The organism is Longimicrobium sp., assembly GCF_036399255.1.
Lineage (GTDB): Bacteria > Gemmatimonadota > Gemmatimonadetes > Longimicrobiales > Longimicrobiaceae > Longimicrobium.
Map to the genome: position 1 here is coordinate 1 of NZ_DASWNM010000079.1, position 19,412 is coordinate 19,412.

The window sequence follows — 19,412 nt, forward strand, 5'->3', positions numbered from 1 at the left end:
GATCATGTTCTTCACGTAGTCGGCGTGGCCCGGGCAGTCCACGTGCGCGTAGTGGCGCGCGTCGGTCTGGTACTCCACGTGCGCCGTCGAGATCGTGATCCCGCGCGCCCGCTCTTCCGGGGCCTTGTCGATGTTGTCGAACGACATGAAGTCGGCCAGCCCCTTGGCGGCCTGGATCCGCGTGATCGCCGCGGTCAGCGTGGTCTTGCCGTGGTCCACGTGGCCGATGGTGCCCACGTTCACGTGCGGCTTGTTGCGCTCAAACTTGGCCTTGGCCATTGGTTTGAATCCTCGTCCCTGAGGGGTGTGTAAAAGATGGCTGAATGGATTCCGCCCGGCGGCGCCCCGTGAAGGGCGCCTCCGGGCCGGCGAACCGCCTCAGCCGCGAACCCGGGGGGCGCTTTCCGCCTCGCCCGGCGAACGTACCAAAGACAGCAAACCTCGCCGCGCCACGGGCTGCGGCAAGGTGTTCCGGCACCATACGGGTCGCGCTCCCCGGGAGGAGCCGCGTGTACCCGGAGCGGCACAAGACGGGAAGAATAGCTACACTGGCGCCAAACGTCAAGGGTTCAGCCCATTCTTCCGCATCTTGCACGTCGGGGAGAGCTCTCGAATGAGCCGACTCCGCAACCGAGCTGTCTCATGCCAGATCCTGAAAAAGAACAATCGTACAGAGGAACAGAGTCAGACAGAGAACGCGAGCTGGAATATCATCCTGGTTCCTCTGTCTGACTCTGTTCCTCTGTACCCCAGAAGGTGTTGTTTCCCGGACGCACGCGGAGATGGCGGAGGATACGGAAAAAGAAAAGGGCGGCCGCGGGGGCCGCCCTTCCCTTCCCTGCATCCGGAGTGCTTATCCGCGGACCTTGGCGACGATCTCCTCGGCGCGGCTCTTGGGCACTTCCTCGTACTGCGCGAACTGCATGCTGTACACGGCGCGACCCTGGCTCATGGAGCGCAGGTTGGTGCTGTAGCCGAACATCTCGGACAGCGGCACCATGGCGTTGATCACCTGGGCCTCGCCGCGCTGGTCCATTCCCTGGATCTTGCCGCGGCGGCTGCTCAGGTCGCCGATCACGTCGCCCATGTAGTCCGAGGGCGTCACCACCTCCACGCTCATCACCGGCTCGAGCAGCACCGGGCTGGCGCGGCGGGCGGCCTCCTTGAAGGCCATGGAGCCCGCGATCTTGAACGCGATTTCGGACGAGTCCACGTCGTGGTAGCTGCCGAACACCAGCTGCACCTTGACGTCGACCATGGGGTAGCCGGCCAGGACGCCCGTGTCCATGGCCTCGCGCATCCCCTGCTCCGAGGGCTTGATGAACTCGCGGGGGATCACGCCGCCCACGATCTTGTCCTCGAAGACGAAGCCCTGTCCCGGCTCGGCGGGCATCATGTTGATGACCACGTGGCCGTACTGGCCCGAGCCGCCGGTCTGGCGGACGAACTTGCCTTCCACCTTCTCGACCGTCTTGCGGATGGTCTCGCGGTAGGCCACCTGCGGCCGGCCCACGTTGGCGTCCACCTTGAACTCGCGGAGCATGCGGTCCACGATGATCTCGAGGTGCAGCTCGCCCATCCCCGAGATGATGGTCTGGCCCGTCTCGGCGTCGGTGTGCACCCGGAAGGTGGGGTCCTCGTCCGACAGGCGGCGCAGGGCCTCGCCCATCTTGTCCTGGTCCACCTTGGTCTTGGGCTCGATCGCCACGTCGATCACCGGCTCCGGAAACGTCATGCTCTCCAGCACCACCGGGTGGTCCTGGTCGCACAGCGTGTTGCCCGTGGTGGTGTCCTTGAGGCCGATGGCCGCGGCGATGTCGCCGGCGCGCACCTCGGGGATCTCCTCGCGCTTGTTGGCGTGCATCTGAAGGATGCGGCCCAGGCGCTCGCGCTTGTTCTTGGTGCTGTTGAGCACGTGCGAGCCCGAGGCGATGATCCCCGAGTACACGCGGAAGAACGTGAGCTTACCGACGTACGGGTCGGTGGCGATCTTGAACGCCAGCGCGCTGAACGGCTCGTCGTCGGTGGCGTGGCGCTCCACCGGCGCGTCGTCGTTCTCGGGGTCCGTTCCCTTGATGGCGGGAATGTCGACCGGCGCCGGCAGGTAGTCGATCACCGAGTCCAGCAGCTGCTGCACGCCCTTGTTCTTGAACGCCGAGCCGGTGAGCACCGGCACGATGGCGCCCGCGATGGTGGCGTTGCGGATGGCGCGGCGAAGGTCGTCCTCCGAGATCTCCTCGCCCTCCAGGTACCGCCCCATCAGGTCCTCGTCGTGCTCGACCGCGCCCTCGACCAGCGCGAAGCGGGCGGCCGCGACGGCCTCCTGCAGCTCGGCGCGCACCGGCTGCTCCACCCAGTTCTTGCCCAGCGTGGTGTCGTCGTAGATGAGCTCCACCTGGCGAACCACGTCGACGATGCCCACGAAGGTGTCGCCGTCGCCGATGGGAAGGTGGATGGGCATGGGGTTGGCGCCCAGCCGGTCCACGATCATCGCCACGCAGCGCTCGAAGTTGGCGCCGGTGCGGTCCATCTTGTTGACGAAGCAGATGCGCGGCACGCCGTACTTGTCGGCCTGGCGCCACACCGTCTCGGACTGCGGCTCCACGCCGGCCACCGCGTCGAACACGCACACCGCGCCGTCCAGCACGCGCAGCGAGCGCTCCACCTCGACGGTGAAGTCCACGTGCCCGGGGGTGTCGATGATGTTGATGCGGTAGAGCTGGTCGAACCGGGTCCACTGGCAGGTGGTCGCGGCGGAGGTGATGGTGATGCCGCGCTCCTGCTCCTGCTCCATCCAGTCCATGGTCGCCGCACCCTCGTGCACCTCGCCGATCTTGTGGGTACGGCCGGTATAGTACAGGATGCGCTCGGTGGTGGTCGTCTTGCCGGCATCGATGTGCGCCATGATGCCGATGTTGCGGTACTTTTCGAGCGGCGTGGTGCGGGCCATTGTCGTTCTTATCCGGTAGCGGAAAGCGCGGGGCGCGGGAGCGGGTTCCTTTCCGCTCGCGCGCCGCGCGTTTCCTGTTTCTGTTTTCAGCGCAGCCGGAGCCCTGCCTTGGACCCCGGGTGTGGACGGCGTGCTACCAGCGGTAGTGCGCGAACGCCTTGTTGGCGTCGGCCATGCGGTGCGTGTCGTCCTTCTTCTTGACGGTGGCGCCTTCGTTGCGCGAAGCGGCCAGCAGCTCGGCGGCCAGGCGGTCGGCCATGGTCTTTTCGCCGCGGTTGCGGGCAAAGCCCACCAGCCAGCGCATGGCCAGGGCCGTGCGGCGCTCCGGGCGCACCTCGACGGGCACCTGGTAGGTGGCGCCGCCCACGCGGCGGCTCTTTACCTCGAGCACCGGCTTGGCGTTGTTGAGCGCGGTCTTGAAGACCGTCTCGGCCGGCTGGCCGGTGCGCTCTTCCAGCACCTTCATGGCGTTGTAGAAGATCCCCTCGGCGGTGGACTTCTTGCCGTCCAGCATGAGGGTGTTCACGAACTTGGTAACCACCTCCGAGCCGTAGACCGGATCGGGGATGATGGGGCGCTTGACGGAACGAGTGCGACGACTCATGGCTTACCTCTTCCCCTTTCCGCCCTTGCCAGCCGGCGCGCCCTTGCCCGCGGCGGCACCCGCCTTGGGACGCTTGGCGCCGTACTTGGAGCGGCTCTGGCGGCGGTCGTTGACGCCCGAGGCGTCCAGCGTGCCCCGGATGATGTGGTAGCGGACGCCCGGCAGGTCCTTCACGCGGCCGCCGCGGATGAGCACGATGCTGTGCTCCTGCAGGTTGTGACCCTCACCCGGGATGTACGCCGTCACCTCGGTGCCGTACGTCAGCCGGACACGCGCGACCTTCCGGAGCGCCGAGTTCGGCTTCTTCGGGGTCGTGGTGTAGACGCGCGTGCACACCCCGCGCTTCTGCGGGTTGTTGCGCATGGCGGGCGACTTGCTCTTCTTTTCGAGCGTCTCCCTGCCCTTGCGGACCAGCTGGTTGATCGTCGGCATACTTTGAGGTAACGCGTATCCTGGGACGAAAAAACGGGCGAGGACCACCCGGTCCCCGCCGCCGCCAACCACGGGTTGCGCGACAGACCGGGAAAAGTAAGGACTTGTGACCCTCTGGTCAACCCCCCGCCGCCTGTTCCCGCCTTGCCTCCACCGCACGCGCCGCCCGTCCGCCCCCCACGGAGCACGCAGCGCGCGGCGAGCCCTCTTTCGCCCGGCCGCGGCCGCCGGCCGGCGCGGGAACGCGGCGAACGCGCAAACCCGTCCAGACACTGCGGATCCAGCCACCGCGACCGGTGCGCCGCGGCTCCACCCTCAAGTGTTTTCTGGCCCCGGCGTCGCGGCCAGCGCACGATGACGGCGTGGGACCATTCCCATCCCCGCTCCCTCCTTCTTTCCTCCACGAGGTGCCCCATGCGCAAGCTGAACCTGGATCTGGACGAGATCACCGTCGAGTCGTTCGCAGCCGAGGACGCGGCGCCGGCTGGTGGGACCGTGCACGGCATGGACAGCGTGACGGTGGACCAGGAGTCCTGCGTCACCTGCGGAGCGAGCTGCGCCACGTGCGGCGGAACGTGCCCGGCCAGCTGTCCCGCCAGCTGCGTGAACACGTGCGCCACCTGCCCCGCCAGCTGCGATCCGGTCAACTGCCCCAGCGCCGATGGCCGCTGCTGAGCGCGTCGGCGAAGGCGGAAACGCGGCGGCCCCGCACCCGGAGACGGTGCGGGGCCGCCTGTCTTTCGGAAGCCTCCGCTACACGGGCTGCGGCCTGGGCTTCCGCGTGCGGCGCGGCTTCGCCGGCTGCTGAACGGGTCCCGGCGGCGGCTCGTGCAGGTGCTCGAATACGATTTCCGGATGCGCCTCCGCCAGCCGGAGCAGCTTCAGGTTGCCCCCGTCCGGCGTCCGCGCTCCCGATTCCCACGCCTGCACGGTCTTGGTGCTGACGTTGAGCGCGTGCGCAAAGAACGCCTGCGACGCGCCGGTCCGTTCCCGCAGCGCACGAACCTCGGCGGGCTCCATCGGCTCCGGACGCCCGGGGAGGATGGTGGTGCGGAGGTCGTGGCGGAGGCCGTGGTAGTGCTCCACTGCCTCCTTGACTCCCTGCAGCAGGATCTGGAATTCCTCGTCGCGCATCGGGTCTCCTCCTTTTCACGCCGTAGCGATCATCTGGGCCAGCCTCGACAGCACCCGCTTTTGCTCGGGAGTCAGGGTCACCTGCTCTCCCTTGGGATACACGTTCACCAGGTAGATGATCTCGCGACCAGGAACGAGGAGGTAGTGCACCCTGGCACCGCCTCGTTTCCCCTGCCCACGCGGTGAGTCCGTCATTCGGGCTTTCCGGAGACCTCCGGTACCCGGATCCAGATTTCCCGCGCGTGGATCAAGATTGAGCTGAGCCTGCAACTGCCGCAGGTCTTCCTCCAACCCAAGTTGAACCACCCTCCGCGTGAACTCGACAACCTCCACGAACATCCAGTTCATACGCCCCCGCCCCTCGCAGGTGAATAGATCATACTACACAGTAGGATAGATACGCAAGACCAGCGTGTTCAGATTGTTCACCTCCCCGCAATCGCGCAAGTCCTAAATTGATGGACTGGAGAGAGTTACCGCGTTGGCGCAACCAGCCCGACACGCATGCGCCAGACACGGCACGCACATGAACGCGACTGACCGAAAGTGGGAGGACGTGCAGGCATCCATCCGATTCCACAAACGAAGGAGGGCCAGCGGACGAACTCGTCCACTGGCCCTCCTTGTTCTATCCACGCACGGATCTCCGGCCTGTCTGTCCCCGGCTCAGATCCACCAGAAGCAGACGCCGCCAGCGTCCGGGAAAATCATCCCGCGGCCACGCGATGCATCAGCGGCTGCCGTCCAGCCGGCGAAGCGCGAGCCGGCGCTCCGTTTGCGACCGCATCGCCTCCGCGACGCGGCGGTAGGCGGAGGCCACGCGCGCGCCGCGCAGGTGGGCGGAGGGCACCTGCGTCAGCACCAGCCGCTTCTCGACGTCGGAGCTCATCTGCCCGGCGGAGTGGATGGCGGCGATGACGGTCGCCTCGGGCGCGTCGCCGCGCATGACCTGCGACAGGACCAGGCGGCGCTCCACGTCGCTGTCCATCTCGCCCACGGCGCGGAAGAATGCCTCGCGCGAGGGGCCCTCCGCCAGCCGCTCGTCGGCGACGGCGTTCAGCACCAGCCGCCGCTCCACGTCGCTCTCCAGCCCGCCGACGGCGCGGAAGAACGCCTCGCGCGAGGCCGCGTCCGCCAAGCGGTGCCGGCGCGAAACGTGGGTCAGCACCAGCCGCGTCTCCACGTCGCTGTCGATCCCTTCCGCGGCGCGCAGCAGCGCGGCCAGCCGTGCCCCGCCGCCCGCGCGGTCGGCCGCCTGCGTCAGCACCAGCCGCGTTTCCACGTCCGAGCCCATCCGCCGCCCCACGTCGTCCATCACCCGCCCGAACTCGGCGGTGGAGAGCGGGTCGCCGCCCAGCAGCGCGTTGTAGTACGCACGCCGCGCCACGTCACCCTCCAGCCGGGCGATCTCCGCCAGCACGCCGCTTACGCCGCTGCGCCCGCGGATGCTGGCCACGCGTTGCTGTGCACCCAGCCCGCTCCGCCGCACCGCGTGGAGGATGAGGCGCTGGGCCCAGGCGCGCCCGCTCGCATCCAGCGTCCGCTCGCGGCCGTTCACCGAATAGCGGGCGCGCGCCCCGCCGTCTCCCGGACGGAACTCCACGCGGCGCGTGGTGCCGCCCTCGCGCTCCTCCACCGTGAACAGCCCGCGCGGCCCCACGGAGGTGATCCAGTCGCCCGCCTCGTTGATCTGCACGTCGCCCCGCAGGCGCATCTCCAGCCGGCGGCTGCCGTTGTCGTCGACGATGTGGGTTTCGCCGTCGTTCTGCAGATGGGTGCGCTCGCGCTGCGCCTCCGCGGGCACGGTCCCGGCGAGCGCGGCAAGAACAAGGATGCACGTCAGGTGGACGATCTGTCGCATGGTCGCTCCATCTCCGGGAGGTTCGGAAGGTTGAAATTTCAGCACTTCGATCCCGGGAAAGACCGGACACGGTCGGGCCTTTCCATCGGACAGTCAGTCGCTGGTGAACTCGCGGATCACGGCCTCGAACCAGCTGCGTGCGCCGGGATCGAAGGCGCGCGTCCGTCCATCCACCATGAAGGTGTAGACGGGGCGGCCGTCCTGGCCGGGGATGGCGCGCAGACGCCGGACCACGCCGCCGCGCGTCTCCTGCACCAGCAGGCTGCCGCCCGTGCGGATGCGGCGGATGTCCCACCGTCCACGCCCGAACACCACGTCCTTCGCCTGGATGACGATCTCCCGCCCGCCCAGTTCCAGGCTGACGTCCGAGTTCCACACCGATTCGCCGTTCTCGCTGTCGCGCGTGGTGCTGTTGCGCGCCGACGAGGTCGTCTCCGTGCGCGTGGCCGTAGTCACCCTGCTCGCGCCAGGAGCCTCCGCGCGCGTCTGTCCCTCGTCCATCAGCGCCGAGAGGGCCACGGTGCGGTCGCTGTCGGAGGCCATGTCCCGGGCGGCGTTCACGTACGCCTGCCGCGCGTGACCGTCGATGCGCTGCGTCTCCATCGCGCGCATCAGCACCACCCGCTCGTCCGTGTCGCTGTCCAGCCGCGGCAGGTGCTGAAAGAGCAGTTCCAGGCAGGCGGAATCCAGGCGCCGGGCATCCAGCAGCGAAGTCAGCACAAACCGCTGGTCGGTGGAGGATGAGAAGGTGCGCAGCGCCTCGTAGAAGACGTGAGGCATGGGGTTCGCGCGGAAGGCGCGGTGGCGGACGGAACGCTCCAGCACCACGCGCTTGTCCGTGTCGGATTCCATCGTCCGCGTGGCGGCGATGATGGCCACCACGTTGTCGTGGCTCAGGTCGCGCTTCTCCAGCAGCCGCGCCAGCACCACGCGCCGGTCCGTGGACGAGCGGATCTCCTCCGCCGCGCGGATGATCTCCTCGTACAGCCCGGGATCCCGCCGCGTGTCGAGCGTGCGCAGGAGCTCGGCCGATTCCACCGGCTTCCCCGGCGCGACGAGCCGGGGGGATGCAGCCGCCTCCCCCGTCCCTGCCCCGCCCTCCGGCAGCATCGCGTCCAGCGTCTGCGCCGCGGCTTCCGCGTTCGCCACGGCGGCATCGGCCTCGTCCCGGCCCCGCGCGACCTGCTGCACCGCCGCGTTCATGCGGTCCGCCAGCCGCCCGGCCGCAGACGCCGGCTTCGCGCCCGTTTCCTCGATTGACGCGGGCGCGGCGGCCACGCGCTCCGCCGGCCGCATGGCCGCCAGCGGGAGCAGGCAGGCCATCGCCGCGCCTGCGGTGGCGAGCGCGGCGGCGCGGCTGACGCCGTTGCGGCGCACCGCGTTGTCCAGGATGGCCAGCAGGCGCCCTTCGAACTGGGAGCGGCGCGCCATCGCCAGCGCGGCGGCCGGACCGGGCGCCGAGCCCAGCGAGCGGACGATGGTGAGCAGGTGGTCCGCGTAGTCCGCCGGCGCCGTGCCGATCTCCAGCACCGCGTCGTCGCAGGCGTGCTCGCGCTCTTCGCGCAGCTTGCGGGCGGCCGTCCACACCAGAGGGTTGAACCAGAACAGCGCCACCGCCAGGTGCGCAATCCACTGCGTGAGCGCATCCCAGCGCCGCACGTGGGCCAGCTCGTGCGCCAGGACCACGCGCCGCCGCTCGCCCTCCCACCCGTCCGCCTCGCCCGGAAGCAGGATCACGGGATGAAAGACGCCCCACGTCATCGGCACGGTGGCCCCGGGTTCGCGCAGCAGCCGGACGATGCGCCCCAGCCGCAGCCGGCGCGACAGCCCGTCCGTCAGCCGCACCCACTCGTCGTCCGTCATCTCCGTGGCGCGGCGCTCCATCCACCAGACACGCGCCAGCCCGTACGCCAGCCGCAGCGTGAACAGCGCCGCTCCGGCCGCCCACACCAGCAGCGCCACCGTCCGCCAGTCCGCCGGAAGCCCGAACGGCCGCGGAACCGGCCGGCCGATCTCCGCCACGGGCGCATCCGCCAGCGGCGGAGAGGGATCGAGAGCACCGCGAGGCGCCGCCTCCGCCCGCGACGGGGCATCCATGGCGGGCGCCGCAAGCACCGCCGCCGACACCGGCAGCACGCGCCACTCCGGCACGAAGCCGCGGGCAACTGGCAGAAGCAGCAACGCGGTGAGCGCCGCCAGCCACACCAGGTGGCGCGCCGACGCGGAGGCGCCGCGCATCAGCGCCGTGGCGCCCAGCGCGGCCAGGAGAATGAAGGTGCCGCGGACGGCGTAGTCCAGCAGCGCGCCCAGCAGGGCGGAATCCGCGAGGGCGCTCATCCTCCGTCCTCGGCCTTGCGGGCCTGCTCGATCAGCTTGGCCAGCCGGTCAAGCTCTTCGCCGGAAGGACGCGACTCCTCGATGAGCGCGTTGACCACCTGCTCGGGGCTGCCGTTGAAGAAGGTGCGCACCAGGTGGCGCAGCGCCGTGGTGCGCGCCTGCTTGCGCGGCGTGGTGGGAAGGTAGACGTAGCGCTTGCCGTCCATCTCGTGCTTCAGCGATCCCTTCTCCTCCAGCAGCCGCAGGGCCGCGCGCACGGCGCTGTACGTCGGCGGATCGGGAAGCTCGTCCAGCACCTCCGCGGCGGTCACCCGGCCGCGGCGGTAGACGATGTCCATGATCTGCCGCTCGCGGCGGCTCATTCCCGTGGGCGTCTGCGGATCCATGCGGGCGGGGAAAGCGGAGGCGGAGAAGGGCGCGTCGACTTACGTGCTGAATATTCAGCAGGTGGTGCCGGATGTCAACCTTCTCATGACCATGGGGATGGGCGTCAGCGCTGTGCGCGCGGAAGTGCCGCCAGCGGCTCGCGGCTGGGATCGAACGTCCGCAGCCCGAACTCTCGGCAGAGATCCGCCAGATCCTGATCTGACGTCACCATGGTCACTTCAGCGCCCCCAAAAGTGCTTTGGAGTTCGAGCGCAGTCGCCAGATGAAGCACATCCAGGCTCCGCGCCCGCGCGGCCCGGGCGTTCGTCGTCAGTTGCATTGCCGCGTTTCGGATTGCCGGGCTCACCTCGACTACGTTGTACTTGCGAGGGAAGTCTGCCCAGAAGCCGTTCACCTTCTCCCGGTACTCATGTTGGGAAGCGGACCGGAAGCCGACCCGCAGCGTAGTGAGCACCTCCAGCGCCACATAATCGCTGAGGAAAAGAGCACCCGCAGCCCGCTTGACAGCTCCATGCACCACGCCGGAGCCGTACTCGTCCAGATAGAGCTTTGCCAGGGCGCTGGAGTCCAGGAAGAGCAAGGCTCAAAGCCCAAAACGGGATCGGAGACGCGCCCACCATCCGCTTCTGCGCACAGGTGGGCGATCGGGCCAGTTCCACTCGGTGGCTGGAGTAATCCCCAGGGCACGCATCTGTGCTTCAAACGCCGGGCGGTCAGGGTGACCCGGAGGCACCGGATTCCACTCGATCCCGCTCTCCTGCTCTACCTGGGTAGCCATCGGATTGCTCTTCGATTGAGGGTACGGTTTGGCAACGACCAAATCTAACGCCGATTCACTGGACAGTCCAGACACCATTCGGAGCGCATTCTTCAAGCCAGCCGCGTGCAAATCGAGGCAAGCACCGTCGAATGGATAAACGGAAACGGTCCCGGGATCGCTGCCGGGGCCGTTTCCGTTGTCCCGCCGCCGAAGCGGCCGGCGCGAGCCCTCGCGGGGCTACACCTCGACCGTCGCCACCTCGCTGACGGCCACGATCTCCGGGGCCGCGGCGGGCGCACCCCGCCGCACCCGCCGCCTCGGGCCCGAACTCCACATCGTTGTACCGGTAAAGGCCGGTGCCCGCCGGGATCAGGTGCCCGATGACGATGTTTTCCTTGAGCCCCTGCAGGTCGTCACGCGCACCGCGGATCGGGAAGCTCGTCCAGCACCTCCGCGGCGGTCACCTGGCCGCGGCGGTAGACGATGTCCATGATCTGCCGCTCGCGGCGGCTCATTCCCGTGGGCGTCTGCGGATCCATGCGGGCGGGGAAAGCGGAAGGCGGGGAAGGGCGCGTCGGCATACGTGCTGAATATTCAGCACGTATGCCGGATGTCAACCTTCCAATATCATGATCATGATTATGGAATCCCCGCGGATTACCGGTTCGCGCGTGGAAGCGCGGACAGCGGCTCGCGGCTGGGATCGAACGTCCTCAGTCCGCACGCGCGGCAGATCTCGGCCAGATCGCGATCCGAGGTTACGATCGTCACCTGCGCGAGCGGATGCGGGCCCTTCATGTGGAGCGCGGTGGCAAGGTGCAGGAGGTCCATGGAACGCGCGCGCGCCATCCGGTGATTCACGGCCAAGCTCATGGCTCGATCCACCACCTCAGGCCCGATCTCCACGACGTTGAAGGTTCCCTCGTAGTCCGCCCAGAACTCCTCGACAACCTCATCCCAGTCCGCTTTGCTCGCCTTCCGGAATGCGGTTCGAAGCGTCGTCAGCACCTCCAGCGCCACGAACTCGGAGATGAAGAGACGCCCGGAAAGGCGCTCTATCGCGCCCTGCACGACGCCGGTGCCCTCCTCGTCGAGATAGGCCTTGGCAAGCGCGCTGGAGTCAAAGAAGATCACCGCTCAAAAGCCCAGGCGTGCGCGAATCCAGGCCCTCCACCCAGGACGTCTGAAAACCTTCCGGTCGGGGCGGGGCTCCCAACGCGTCGCCGGCCTGACGCCAAGTTGGCGCATCCTCTCTTCGAACGCCGCGCGATCCGGATGGCCCGGAGGCACGGGTTCCCAACCCGCCGTCACTTCATCGATCCTGGTAGCCATACTCGATCTCCCGACCGGGTGCGTGCGCTTCCTTCCGCAAGAATCTAACGAGAATTTACTGGACAGTCCAGACACCATTCGGAGCGCATCCTTCAAGCCAGCCGCGCGCAAATCAAGGCGGCGACGATGGCCGAAACGCCAAATGCATGCACGAAAACGGCCCCGGGCATCGCTACCCGGGGCCGTTTCCGTTGTCCCGCCGCCGAAGCGGCCGGCGCGAGCCCTCGCGGGCCTACGCCTCGACCGTCCCCACCTCGCTGGCGGCCCGATCTCCGGGGCCACGGCGGGCGCACCCGCAGCACCCGTCGCCTCGAGCCCGAACTCCACCTCGTTGTACCGGTAGATGCCGGTACCCGCCGGGATCAGGTGCCCGATGACGATGTTTTCCTTGAGCCCCTGCAGGTCGTCACGCGCACCGCGGATCGGGAATCTCGTCCCAGCACCTCCGCGGCGGTCACCCGGCCGCGGCGGTAGACGACGTCCATGATCTGCCGCTCGCGGCGGCTCATTCCCGTGGGCGTCTGCGGATCCATGCGGCGCGGGCTACCGTTGCGCGCGCGGAAGTGCCGCCAGCGGCTCGCGGCTGGGATCGAACGTCCGCAGCCCGGAGTGTTGCGAGAGGTTCTTCAGGTCGTGATCGGAGGTGACCATCGTAACGTCGCGCGCCGGACGCGTGGATTGCGGCCGCATCGCCGTCGCAAGGTGGAGGAAGTCCATGCTGCGCGCACCGGTGGTCCTGTGGCGGGTCATGAGATCACACGCGAGCCGGAGAGTGTGGGCATCCACATCCACCAGATTGTACAGGCCGGGGAAATCGAGCCTGAACTGGGCCAGGGCGGTTGCGTACACCGCTGCCGACTCCTTCTGCAGCGCAACGCGGATGGCGGTCAGTACTTCGAGCGCGACGAATTCGCTCGCGAAGAGCCACCCGCTGCGCCGCGCCAGGATTGCGCGCACGGGGGACGTACCGTCTTCCTCCACGTACAGCTTTACGACGGCACTGGAATCCATGAACAGCACTTCAGAACCCGAGTCTCGCCCGCAGACGGGCAAGCCAGCTGGTCCGCCGGACCACGACGCGGTCGGGCCGGTCCTCCCACACCGTCGCCGGCGTGATTCCCAAGGCCTTCATTCTGGCTTCGAATGCAGCGCGGTCAGGGTGCCCTGGTGGCACCGGATTCCACTCCATCCCGCTCTCCTGCTCTACCTGGGTAGCCATCGGATCGTTTTTCGGTGAGGGTATGGTTGGCACATGCAATCTAGCGCTCTTCACTGGACAGTCCAGACATCATACGGAGCGCACTTTTCTGAACTCATCGTGAGCACGTGCGTTCGGTGGCTGGCGGGTGACGTGACGGACATAAATCCCAAACAAAACGGCCCGGCATCTCTGCCAAGGCCGTCTTGTTATCGCGTCCAACGAGCCGCTCCTGCAGGCCGTCGCTAACGCAAGTCCAACCCGCAGTGCATCGCACACTTTGCGCCTACACTTGGATCAGCCCGTATGTATCACCCGACGCTCAGGCCTGCACAGGGGAGGAACGAGTCTTCACGTCGGAGAGTTCATGTACTGCAGTTCAGAAACCGCCGGTGTTCACGCCCTGCATGTCCATTCTCCTTTCGGTGGCGGGCTCACACAGAACCCCAGGTTACCTACGAGAAACGTGCCAGCCAAGTTCCATCTGACATCGCAAACGCGACGTCATCCCACACGCTGTACCGCAAAGCTGATCCGCTGCCCTTTCTCCACGTTGAGAAGGGTGTGCTCGAACGGACGCTCATAATCATGGATAGATTGCTGTCTTTGGAGAGCGACTTCGAACTGCTCACGGACGGAGTAGCGCGCGTCCGGATCACGAAAACGAAAGACAACTCTCACGCTGTCGACTGGTGCCGCGATATAGGGTGAGATCGAGAAGGTGTAGTCGTCGGTTCCACCGATGCGGGCCAAGGCCTGCGCTCCGTTGGGCCAAGTGGAGGTCATCCGGATGCGCGGCGCCGTTTTACCCGGGAGCACGGGTGGGATGGGAAAGAGAAGAAAACGCTTACTGTCCGGACGATTTTCCGCAGGGAGAGCGACCACTTCGCCGACGCCGTTCACCACCTGCGCGTTGAAGCGTACCGCCTCGAGCGCCTGCACCTCGGGCGAGCCGCCGACGGTCTTTCCAACATAAACCAGATCACGGGCCTCGGCCGTGAGCGTGTACTCCTCCAGCATCTCTACGGAGCCGTCTGGCTGGAACGTGAACTGATGCAGCACATCGGAGAGAATGATGGGGCGCGGGTGCTGGCGCAAAGACTCGTAGATTCGCGCAAGCGCACGTCCATCCGGTTCCACAATGGCCGCGTCCGCTCCGGGTTGACGGAGGGGGCTTCCATCCTCCTCCGTAGCGAGGCGAACGTCGGTCACGTGAGAGCGGTCCGGCGTGTGGTCCACCCGGAGGAGGAATTCGATTTCGCCTAACGAGGAGCCGAAACGGCCGGACGCCTCCTGCCGCAATGAACGATATTCCTTCAGAGCGAAGACACAACCAGCTGCAAAGGTGCCGATGTCCCGCAGGCCAAAGATGATGATGATGCGGCGACCGGGTGCCCGGCGGTTGCGCTTGATCGCGACCAGCGCGTAATCAGTGGTGTCGTTCCAATGATAAGCCCGGTTACGCCACAGGAACTCGCGCGAGTCTCGTCGGCCGTTTTCGTAGTAGTGAACGTCCTTAAGAAACCCTGGAGAACGAAGCAGGTCGCGAACAAAAGGATTGTACGCGGGACCACATAACGATACCAGGTTGTGCTGGCGCGCCAGTTCGTCGGGAAGACCCTGACGCGGGTCGACGTGCTTCACCGACCAGTGCGCATCCTCCCTGAAACCCATTCGGAGGAAAAGATTCTGCAGGTGCTGCGAGCATGCCACGTCACGGTGCGCAAACACTGCTTCCTGGCGTTCGTTGAACTGCTGGGGCAGGAGAATGCACGTGTGCCCCAGCGGAAGACCGAAGCACTTCGCGCCCTGCTTCCAGCGTGACCAAGCCGCCTTGGCTGGAGGGGGCGAGATGTGTAGGGCCAGCCGCAAACTGAGGGGAAGGACCGCTTTCACGACCGGGACCGCTGCGTCCGGGGGTACGACCATTTACCACTCCTCATCAAAAGGGACGGATATAACCGGCCGGGCATTACACTAATGGCGCTCAGAAGCCAACGCAAGAATGGTAATTGGACGTAGGAGCAGAGTTCGCCCAGCAGTGAGCATGAGCACACATAACGAAATCGGCCCTGGGCATCGCTGCCCGGGGCCGTTCTCGTTATCACCGACTTGGCCGGCGCAATCCCTCCGGGCTACGCCTCGACCGTCGCCACCTCGCTGGCGGCCACGATCTCCGGGGCCGCGGCGGGCGCACCCGCCGCACCCGTCGCCTCGGGCCCGAACTCCACGTCGTTGTACCGGTAGATACCGGTGCCCGCCGGGATCAGGTGCCCGATGATGATGTTTTCCTTGAGCCCCTGCAGGTCGTCGCGCGCGCCGCGGATGGCGGCGTCGGTCAGAACCCGCGTGGTCTCCTGGAAGCTGGCCGCGCTGATGAACGACTGCGTGGTCAGCGACGCCTTGGTGATCCCCAGCAGCAGCGGCTCGCTGGTGGCCGGCGTGCCGCCCCCGGACAGGTGGCGGGCGTTGGCGTCCATGTACTCGGTACGGTCCACCGTCTCGCCCTCCAGGAACTCGGTGGTGCCGGGCTCCAGGATGCGCACCTTCTGCAGCATCTGGCGCACGATCACGCCAATGTGCTTGTCGTTGATCTTCACGCCCTGCAGCCGGTACACCTCCTGCACCTCGTTGAGCAGGTACTCCTGCACGGCCTGCGGCCCCTTGATGCGCAGAATGTCGTGCGGGTTCACCGGCCCCTCGCTCAGGCGGTCGCCGGCGCGCACGAAGTCGCCCTCGTGCACGCGCAGGTGCTTGCCCACCGCGACCTCGTACACCCGCTCGTTCCCCGTCTCGGGGATCACGATCACCTCACGCTTGCCGCGCTTGATGTCGCCGAAGCGCACGGTGCCGTCCACCTCGGTGATGACCGACGGGTCCTTGGGCTTGCGCGCCTCGAACAGCTCGGCGATGCGCGGCAGACCGCCCGTGATGTCGCGGGTCTTGTACGCCTCGCGGGCCAGCTTGGCCAGCGCGGCGCCCGGCTGCACCACCTCGCCGTCGCGCACCGTGAGCTGCGCGCCCACGGGCACGATGAACTCGCGCACCTTTACCCCGTTGGCGTCGATGATCTCGATCATGGGGTGCAGCTTCTTGCTGCGGTCCTCGATGATCACCATCTGGCGCCGGCCCGTCGACTCGTCCAGCTCTTCGCGCACCGACTGGTCCTCGACGATGTCGATGAAGCGCAGGGTGCCGCCGAAGTCGGCCACGATGGGCTCGGAGTACGGGTCCCACGCGAACAGCGTGTCGCCCACGGCCACCTTCTGGCCGTCCTCGACCGAGATGGTGGCGCCGTACGGCACCGCCAGCCGGCTGCGGACCGTCCCCTCGGGGGTCCGCATGATGATCTCGCCTTCGCGGCTGGTGACGATCCGCGACCCGTCCGGCGTGGTCACCGTGGTGATGCGCTCGAACTGGGCCACGCCCTCCACCTTGCTCTTGCGCCCCGTCGTCGCCGCGATGCGCGCCGCCGTGCCGCCGATGTGGAAGGTGCGCAGCGTAAGCTGCGTGCCTGGCTCGCCGATGCTCTGCGCGGCCAGGATCCCCACCGCCTCGCCCGGGTCCACGATGCCCATCGTGGCCAGGTTGCGGCCGTAGCACTTCACGCACAGCCCGCGGCGGCTTTCGCAGGTGAGCACGCTGCGGATCTTGACCGACTGGATGCCGGCGTCCTCGATCTCGTCCGCCGTCTCCTCGTCGATCAGGTCGCCGGCGGCCACCAGCAGCTCGCCGTCCATGGGATCGAAGACGTCGTCCGACGCCACCGAGCCCACGATGCGGTCCTTGAGCGGCTCCACCACGTCCTCGCCCTCCTTGAGGGCGCTGACTTCCAGGCCCAGCACCGTGCCGCAGTCGTCCTCCATGATGGTGACGTCCTGCGCCACGTCCACCAGGCGGCGCGTCAGGTAGCCGGCGTCGGCCGTCTTGAGCGCCGTGTCGGCCAGGCCCTTGCGGGCGCCGTGCGTGGAGATGAAGTACTCCAGCACCGTCAGCCCCTCGCGGAAGTTGGACTTGATCGGCGACTCGATGATCTCGCCGATCCCGCCCGTCAGCTTTTTCTGGGGCTTGGCCATCAGGCCGCGCATCCCCGCCAGCTGCCGCATCTGGTCACGCGATCCGCGCGCGCCCGAGTTCATCATCATGTACACGGGGTTGAACCCCCCGCGGTCCGCCGCGAGGCGGTTCACCATGGCGTCCGCCACGTCGTTGTTGGCGTGCGTCCAGGTGTCGATGACCTTGTTGTAGCGCTCGCCGTTGCTGATGACGCCGTTGTTGTACGCGCGGGTGAAGCGCGCCACGTCCTCGTCGGCCTCGCGCAGGATCTCGTCCTTCTCGCCGGGGATCTTCATGTCCTCGATCCCCACCGACACGCCGGCCAGCGTGCTGTAGCGGAAGCCGAACGCCTTCAGGTTGTCCAGGAACACCACCGTGGTCGCCAGCCCCACCGTGCGGTAGGCGCTGAAGATGATGTCGCCCTGCTCCTTCTTGCCCATCGTCTTGTTCCAGAACCCCATCGCCGCGGGGACCACGGAATTGAAGATGATGCGCCCCGGCGTGGTGGCCACCCACTCCTTCTTCTCGGCCTCGCCCTCTTCCTTCTCGGCCTCCGGACGGGGGTCGGTCAGGAAGTACACCGTGCTGTGGTACCCCACGCGGCGGTGGGCCAGCGCCATCTCCACCTCGGCCACGTTGTCGAAGCGGGGAAGCACCTTCGCCAGGTCGCGCTCGGCCGGCGGCTTCACCAGCTCGGCCTGGTCGGCGGCCACGTCGGCGCGGAAGTGGTCCTTGTCCTTGGTGAGCCAGTAGCACCCGATCACGATGTCCTGCGACGGCGCCGCCACCGGCCGCCCGTTGCTGGGCAGCAGGATGTTGTTCGACGACAGCATCAGCACGCGGGCCTCCAGCTGCGCCTCGAACGAAAGCGGCACGTGCACCGCCATCTGGTCGCCGTCGAAGTCGGCGTTGAACGCCGCGCAGACCAGCGGGTGAATGCGGATGGCCTTGCCCTCCACCAGCACCGGCTCGAACGCCTGGATGCCCAGGCGGTGCAGCGTGGGCGCGCGGTTCAGCAGCACGGGGTGGTCGCGGATGATGTCCTCGAGCACCTCGTACACCCGCGGGTCGTCGCGCTCCACGATCTTCTTGGCGCGCTTTACCGTCTCGGCCTCGCCGCGCTTTTCGAGCTCGTGGATGATGAACGGCTTGAACAGCTCCACCGCCATGGCCTTGGGGAGGCCGCACTGGTGCAGCTTGAGCTCGGGGCCCACCACGATCACCGAACGGCCCGAGTAGTCCACGCGCTTGCCCAGCAGGTTCTGCCGGAAGCGGCCCTGCTTGCCCTTCAGCATGTCGCTGAGCGACTTGAGCGGGCGCTTGCCGCGGCCGCGGATGGCCTTGCTGCGGCGTCCGTTGTCGAACAGCGCGTCGACGGCCTCCTGCAGCATGCGCTTTTCGTTGCGCAGGATGACCTCGGGCGCGCGCATCTCCATCAGCTTCTTCAACCGGTTGTTGCGGTTGATGACGCGGCGGTACAGGTCGTTCAGGTCCGACGTGGCGAAGCGGCCGCCGTCCAGCGGCACCAGCGGGCGCAGGTCGGGCGGAATCACCGGGACCACGTCCAGGATCATCCACTGCGGCTTGTTGCGCTCCGACGGCGTGGCGCCCGAGCTGCGGATGGCGTCGATGACCTTGAGACGCTTCAGCACCATCTTCTTGCGGTGCTGGCTGGTCTCGTTGGCCACCTGCGTGCGCAGCGACTCGGCCAGCGAGTCCACGTCGATCTGGCCCAGCAGGTTGCGCACGGCCGGCGCGCCGATGTCGGCGGCGAACTCGGTGTCGCCCTCTTCACGGGCCTTTTCGCGCAGGGCGATGTACTCGTCCTCGTCGAGCGCCTGGCTGTGCTTGACGTCCTGGGCGCCCACCGCCGTGACCACGTAGGCCGCGTAGTAGATCACCTTTTCCAGGTCGCGCAGCGTCATCCCCAGCAGGTAGCCCATCTGCGAGGGGAGCGTCTTGAACATCCAGATGTGCGCCACCGGCACGGCCAGCTCGATGTGGCCCATGCGCTCGCGCCGGACCTTGCTGAGCGTGACCTCGACGCCGCACTTGTCGCAGACGTGGCCGCGGTAGCGGATGCGCTTGAACTTGCCGCAGTGGCACTCCCAGTCCTTGACGGGACCGAAGATGCGCTCGCAGAACAGGCCGTCGCGCTCGGGCTTGAACGAGCGGTAGTTGATGGTCTCCGGCTTGGTGACCTCGCCGAAGCTCCAGCCCCTGATCTCCTCCGGAGAGGCGATCTTGACCTGGATGTAGTTGAAGTCCTGAGACCGGGTCTCGCGGGCTCGGGGGAAGTCGATCATCGGGATCCCCTATCTATCGTGGTGTCCCCGGGCATTCGTCGCTCGGGCTTGAAAG

16 protein-coding genes and 1 pseudogene are annotated in these 19,412 nt (G+C 67.3%); 1 reads left to right on the forward strand and 16 read right to left on the reverse strand.

From position 1 onward, the window contains the following. The 4 genes from VGC13_RS13415 to rpsL form a co-directional block, all read right to left on the reverse strand. Positions 1-279 (reverse strand): GTP-binding protein (locus VGC13_RS13415; protein ID WP_331124642.1); only part of this gene is annotated, 279 nt, incomplete at its 3' end. 574 nt (positions 280-853) lie between these two features. Beyond that, entirely contained in the window at positions 854-2,950 is a 2,097-nt protein-coding gene (gene fusA, locus VGC13_RS13420; protein ID WP_331125765.1) for an elongation factor G, read from the reverse strand. A 133-nt stretch (positions 2,951-3,083) separates the two neighbouring features. Then, positions 3,084-3,554: a 30S ribosomal protein S7 gene (gene rpsG / locus VGC13_RS13425; RefSeq protein WP_331125766.1), complete on the reverse strand. Its 471-nt coding sequence runs from the start codon at positions 3,552-3,554 to the stop codon at positions 3,084-3,086. Between the two features lie 3 nt (positions 3,555-3,557). Continuing rightward, a complete protein-coding gene (rpsL, locus tag VGC13_RS13430; protein ID WP_331125767.1) occupies positions 3,558-3,986 on the reverse strand; it encodes a 30S ribosomal protein S12 in 429 nt (142 codons plus the stop codon). Positions 3,987-4,400: 414 nt separating this feature from the next. Between rpsL and VGC13_RS13435 the strand changes: the two genes are divergently transcribed. Next, on the forward strand, positions 4,401-4,661 hold the full coding sequence (locus tag VGC13_RS13435; protein ID WP_331125768.1) for a hypothetical protein: 261 nt from the start codon (positions 4,401-4,403) through the stop codon (positions 4,659-4,661). A 78-nt stretch (positions 4,662-4,739) separates the two neighbouring features. Here the strand turns inward: VGC13_RS13435 and VGC13_RS13440 are convergent, their stop codons facing one another. The 12 genes and pseudogenes from VGC13_RS13440 to rpoC form a co-directional block, all read right to left on the reverse strand. Then, positions 4,740-5,120 (reverse strand): helix-turn-helix domain-containing protein, encoded by a 381-nt coding sequence (locus tag VGC13_RS13440; protein ID WP_331125769.1) that lies wholly within the window; start codon positions 5,118-5,120, stop codon positions 4,740-4,742. A gap of 15 nt (positions 5,121-5,135) precedes the next feature. After that, complete coding sequence (locus tag VGC13_RS13445; RefSeq protein ID WP_331125770.1) at positions 5,136-5,270, reverse strand: hypothetical protein; 135 nt, start codon at positions 5,268-5,270, stop codon at positions 5,136-5,138. Positions 5,271-5,850: 580 nt separating this feature from the next. After that, positions 5,851-6,981 (reverse strand): hypothetical protein, encoded by a 1,131-nt coding sequence (locus tag VGC13_RS13450; RefSeq protein WP_331125771.1) that lies wholly within the window; start codon positions 6,979-6,981, stop codon positions 5,851-5,853. Between the two features lie 93 nt (positions 6,982-7,074). Further along, a complete protein-coding gene (locus tag VGC13_RS13455; RefSeq protein WP_331125772.1) occupies positions 7,075-9,318 on the reverse strand; it encodes a M56 family metallopeptidase in 2,244 nt (747 codons plus the stop codon). Continuing rightward, entirely contained in the window at positions 9,315-9,704 is a 390-nt protein-coding gene (locus tag VGC13_RS13460) for a BlaI/MecI/CopY family transcriptional regulator (protein WP_331125773.1), read from the reverse strand. Before VGC13_RS13460 ends, VGC13_RS13455 begins: the two co-directional genes overlap by 4 nt. 104 nt (positions 9,705-9,808) lie before the next feature. Further along, positions 9,809-10,285: a type II toxin-antitoxin system VapC family toxin gene (locus VGC13_RS13465; RefSeq protein ID WP_331125774.1), complete on the reverse strand. Its 477-nt coding sequence runs from the start codon at positions 10,283-10,285 to the stop codon at positions 9,809-9,811. 593 nt (positions 10,286-10,878) lie between these two features. Continuing rightward, entirely contained in the window at positions 10,879-11,004 is a 126-nt protein-coding gene (locus tag VGC13_RS13470) for a BlaI/MecI/CopY family transcriptional regulator (RefSeq protein ID WP_331125775.1), read from the reverse strand. A 118-nt stretch (positions 11,005-11,122) separates the two neighbouring features. Continuing rightward, on the reverse strand, positions 11,123-11,599 hold the full coding sequence (locus tag VGC13_RS13475) for a type II toxin-antitoxin system VapC family toxin (protein ID WP_331125776.1): 477 nt from the start codon (positions 11,597-11,599) through the stop codon (positions 11,123-11,125). A gap of 516 nt (positions 11,600-12,115) precedes the next feature. Further along, a pseudogene (locus VGC13_RS33640) lies at positions 12,116-12,220 on the reverse strand (hypothetical protein); the annotation flags it as partial. A gap of 120 nt (positions 12,221-12,340) precedes the next feature. Then, positions 12,341-12,808, reverse strand: a complete 468-nt coding sequence (locus VGC13_RS13485) for a type II toxin-antitoxin system VapC family toxin (protein WP_331125787.1) — start codon at positions 12,806-12,808, stop codon at positions 12,341-12,343. A 691-nt stretch (positions 12,809-13,499) separates the two neighbouring features. Beyond that, the gene (locus VGC13_RS13490) at positions 13,500-14,924 is read right to left on the reverse strand and encodes a hypothetical protein (protein ID WP_331125778.1); all 1,425 of its coding nucleotides are present in this window, start codon (positions 14,922-14,924) and stop codon (positions 13,500-13,502) included. A 206-nt stretch (positions 14,925-15,130) separates the two neighbouring features. After that, a complete protein-coding gene (gene rpoC, locus VGC13_RS13495; RefSeq protein WP_331125779.1) occupies positions 15,131-19,357 on the reverse strand; it encodes a DNA-directed RNA polymerase subunit beta' in 4,227 nt (1,408 codons plus the stop codon). Positions 19,358-19,412 lie beyond the last annotated feature (55 nt).

Bases quoted from the DNA above. Each gene is read 5' to 3' on its own strand.
- VGC13_RS13490 (WP_331125778.1), bottom strand. From the start codon at position 14,924: ATGGTCGTACCCCCGGACGCAGCGGTCCCGGTCGTGAAAGCGGTCCTT.
- VGC13_RS13435 (WP_331125768.1), top strand. From the start codon at position 4,401: ATGCGCAAGCTGAACCTGGATCTGGACGAGATCACCGTCGAGTCGTTC.
- VGC13_RS13485 (WP_331125787.1), bottom strand. From the start codon at position 12,808: ATGGATTCCAGTGCCGTCGTAAAGCTGTACGTGGAGGAAGACGGTACG.
- VGC13_RS13470 (WP_331125775.1), bottom strand. From the start codon at position 11,004: ATGGATCCGCAGACGCCCACGGGAATGAGCCGCCGCGAGCGGCAGATC.
- VGC13_RS13450 (WP_331125771.1), bottom strand. From the start codon at position 6,981: ATGCGACAGATCGTCCACCTGACGTGCATCCTTGTTCTTGCCGCGCTC.
- VGC13_RS13440 (WP_331125769.1), bottom strand. From the start codon at position 5,120: ATGCGCGACGAGGAATTCCAGATCCTGCTGCAGGGAGTCAAGGAGGCA.
- rpoC (WP_331125779.1), bottom strand. From the start codon at position 19,357: ATGATCGACTTCCCCCGAGCCCGCGAGACCCGGTCTCAGGACTTCAAC.
- VGC13_RS13455 (WP_331125772.1), bottom strand. From the start codon at position 9,318: ATGAGCGCCCTCGCGGATTCCGCCCTGCTGGGCGCGCTGCTGGACTAC.
- rpsG (WP_331125766.1), bottom strand. From the start codon at position 3,554: ATGAGTCGTCGCACTCGTTCCGTCAAGCGCCCCATCATCCCCGATCCG.
- rpsL (WP_331125767.1), bottom strand. From the start codon at position 3,986: ATGCCGACGATCAACCAGCTGGTCCGCAAGGGCAGGGAGACGCTCGAA.
- fusA (WP_331125765.1), bottom strand. From the start codon at position 2,950: ATGGCCCGCACCACGCCGCTCGAAAAGTACCGCAACATCGGCATCATG.
- VGC13_RS13460 (WP_331125773.1), bottom strand. From the start codon at position 9,704: ATGGATCCGCAGACGCCCACGGGAATGAGCCGCCGCGAGCGGCAGATC.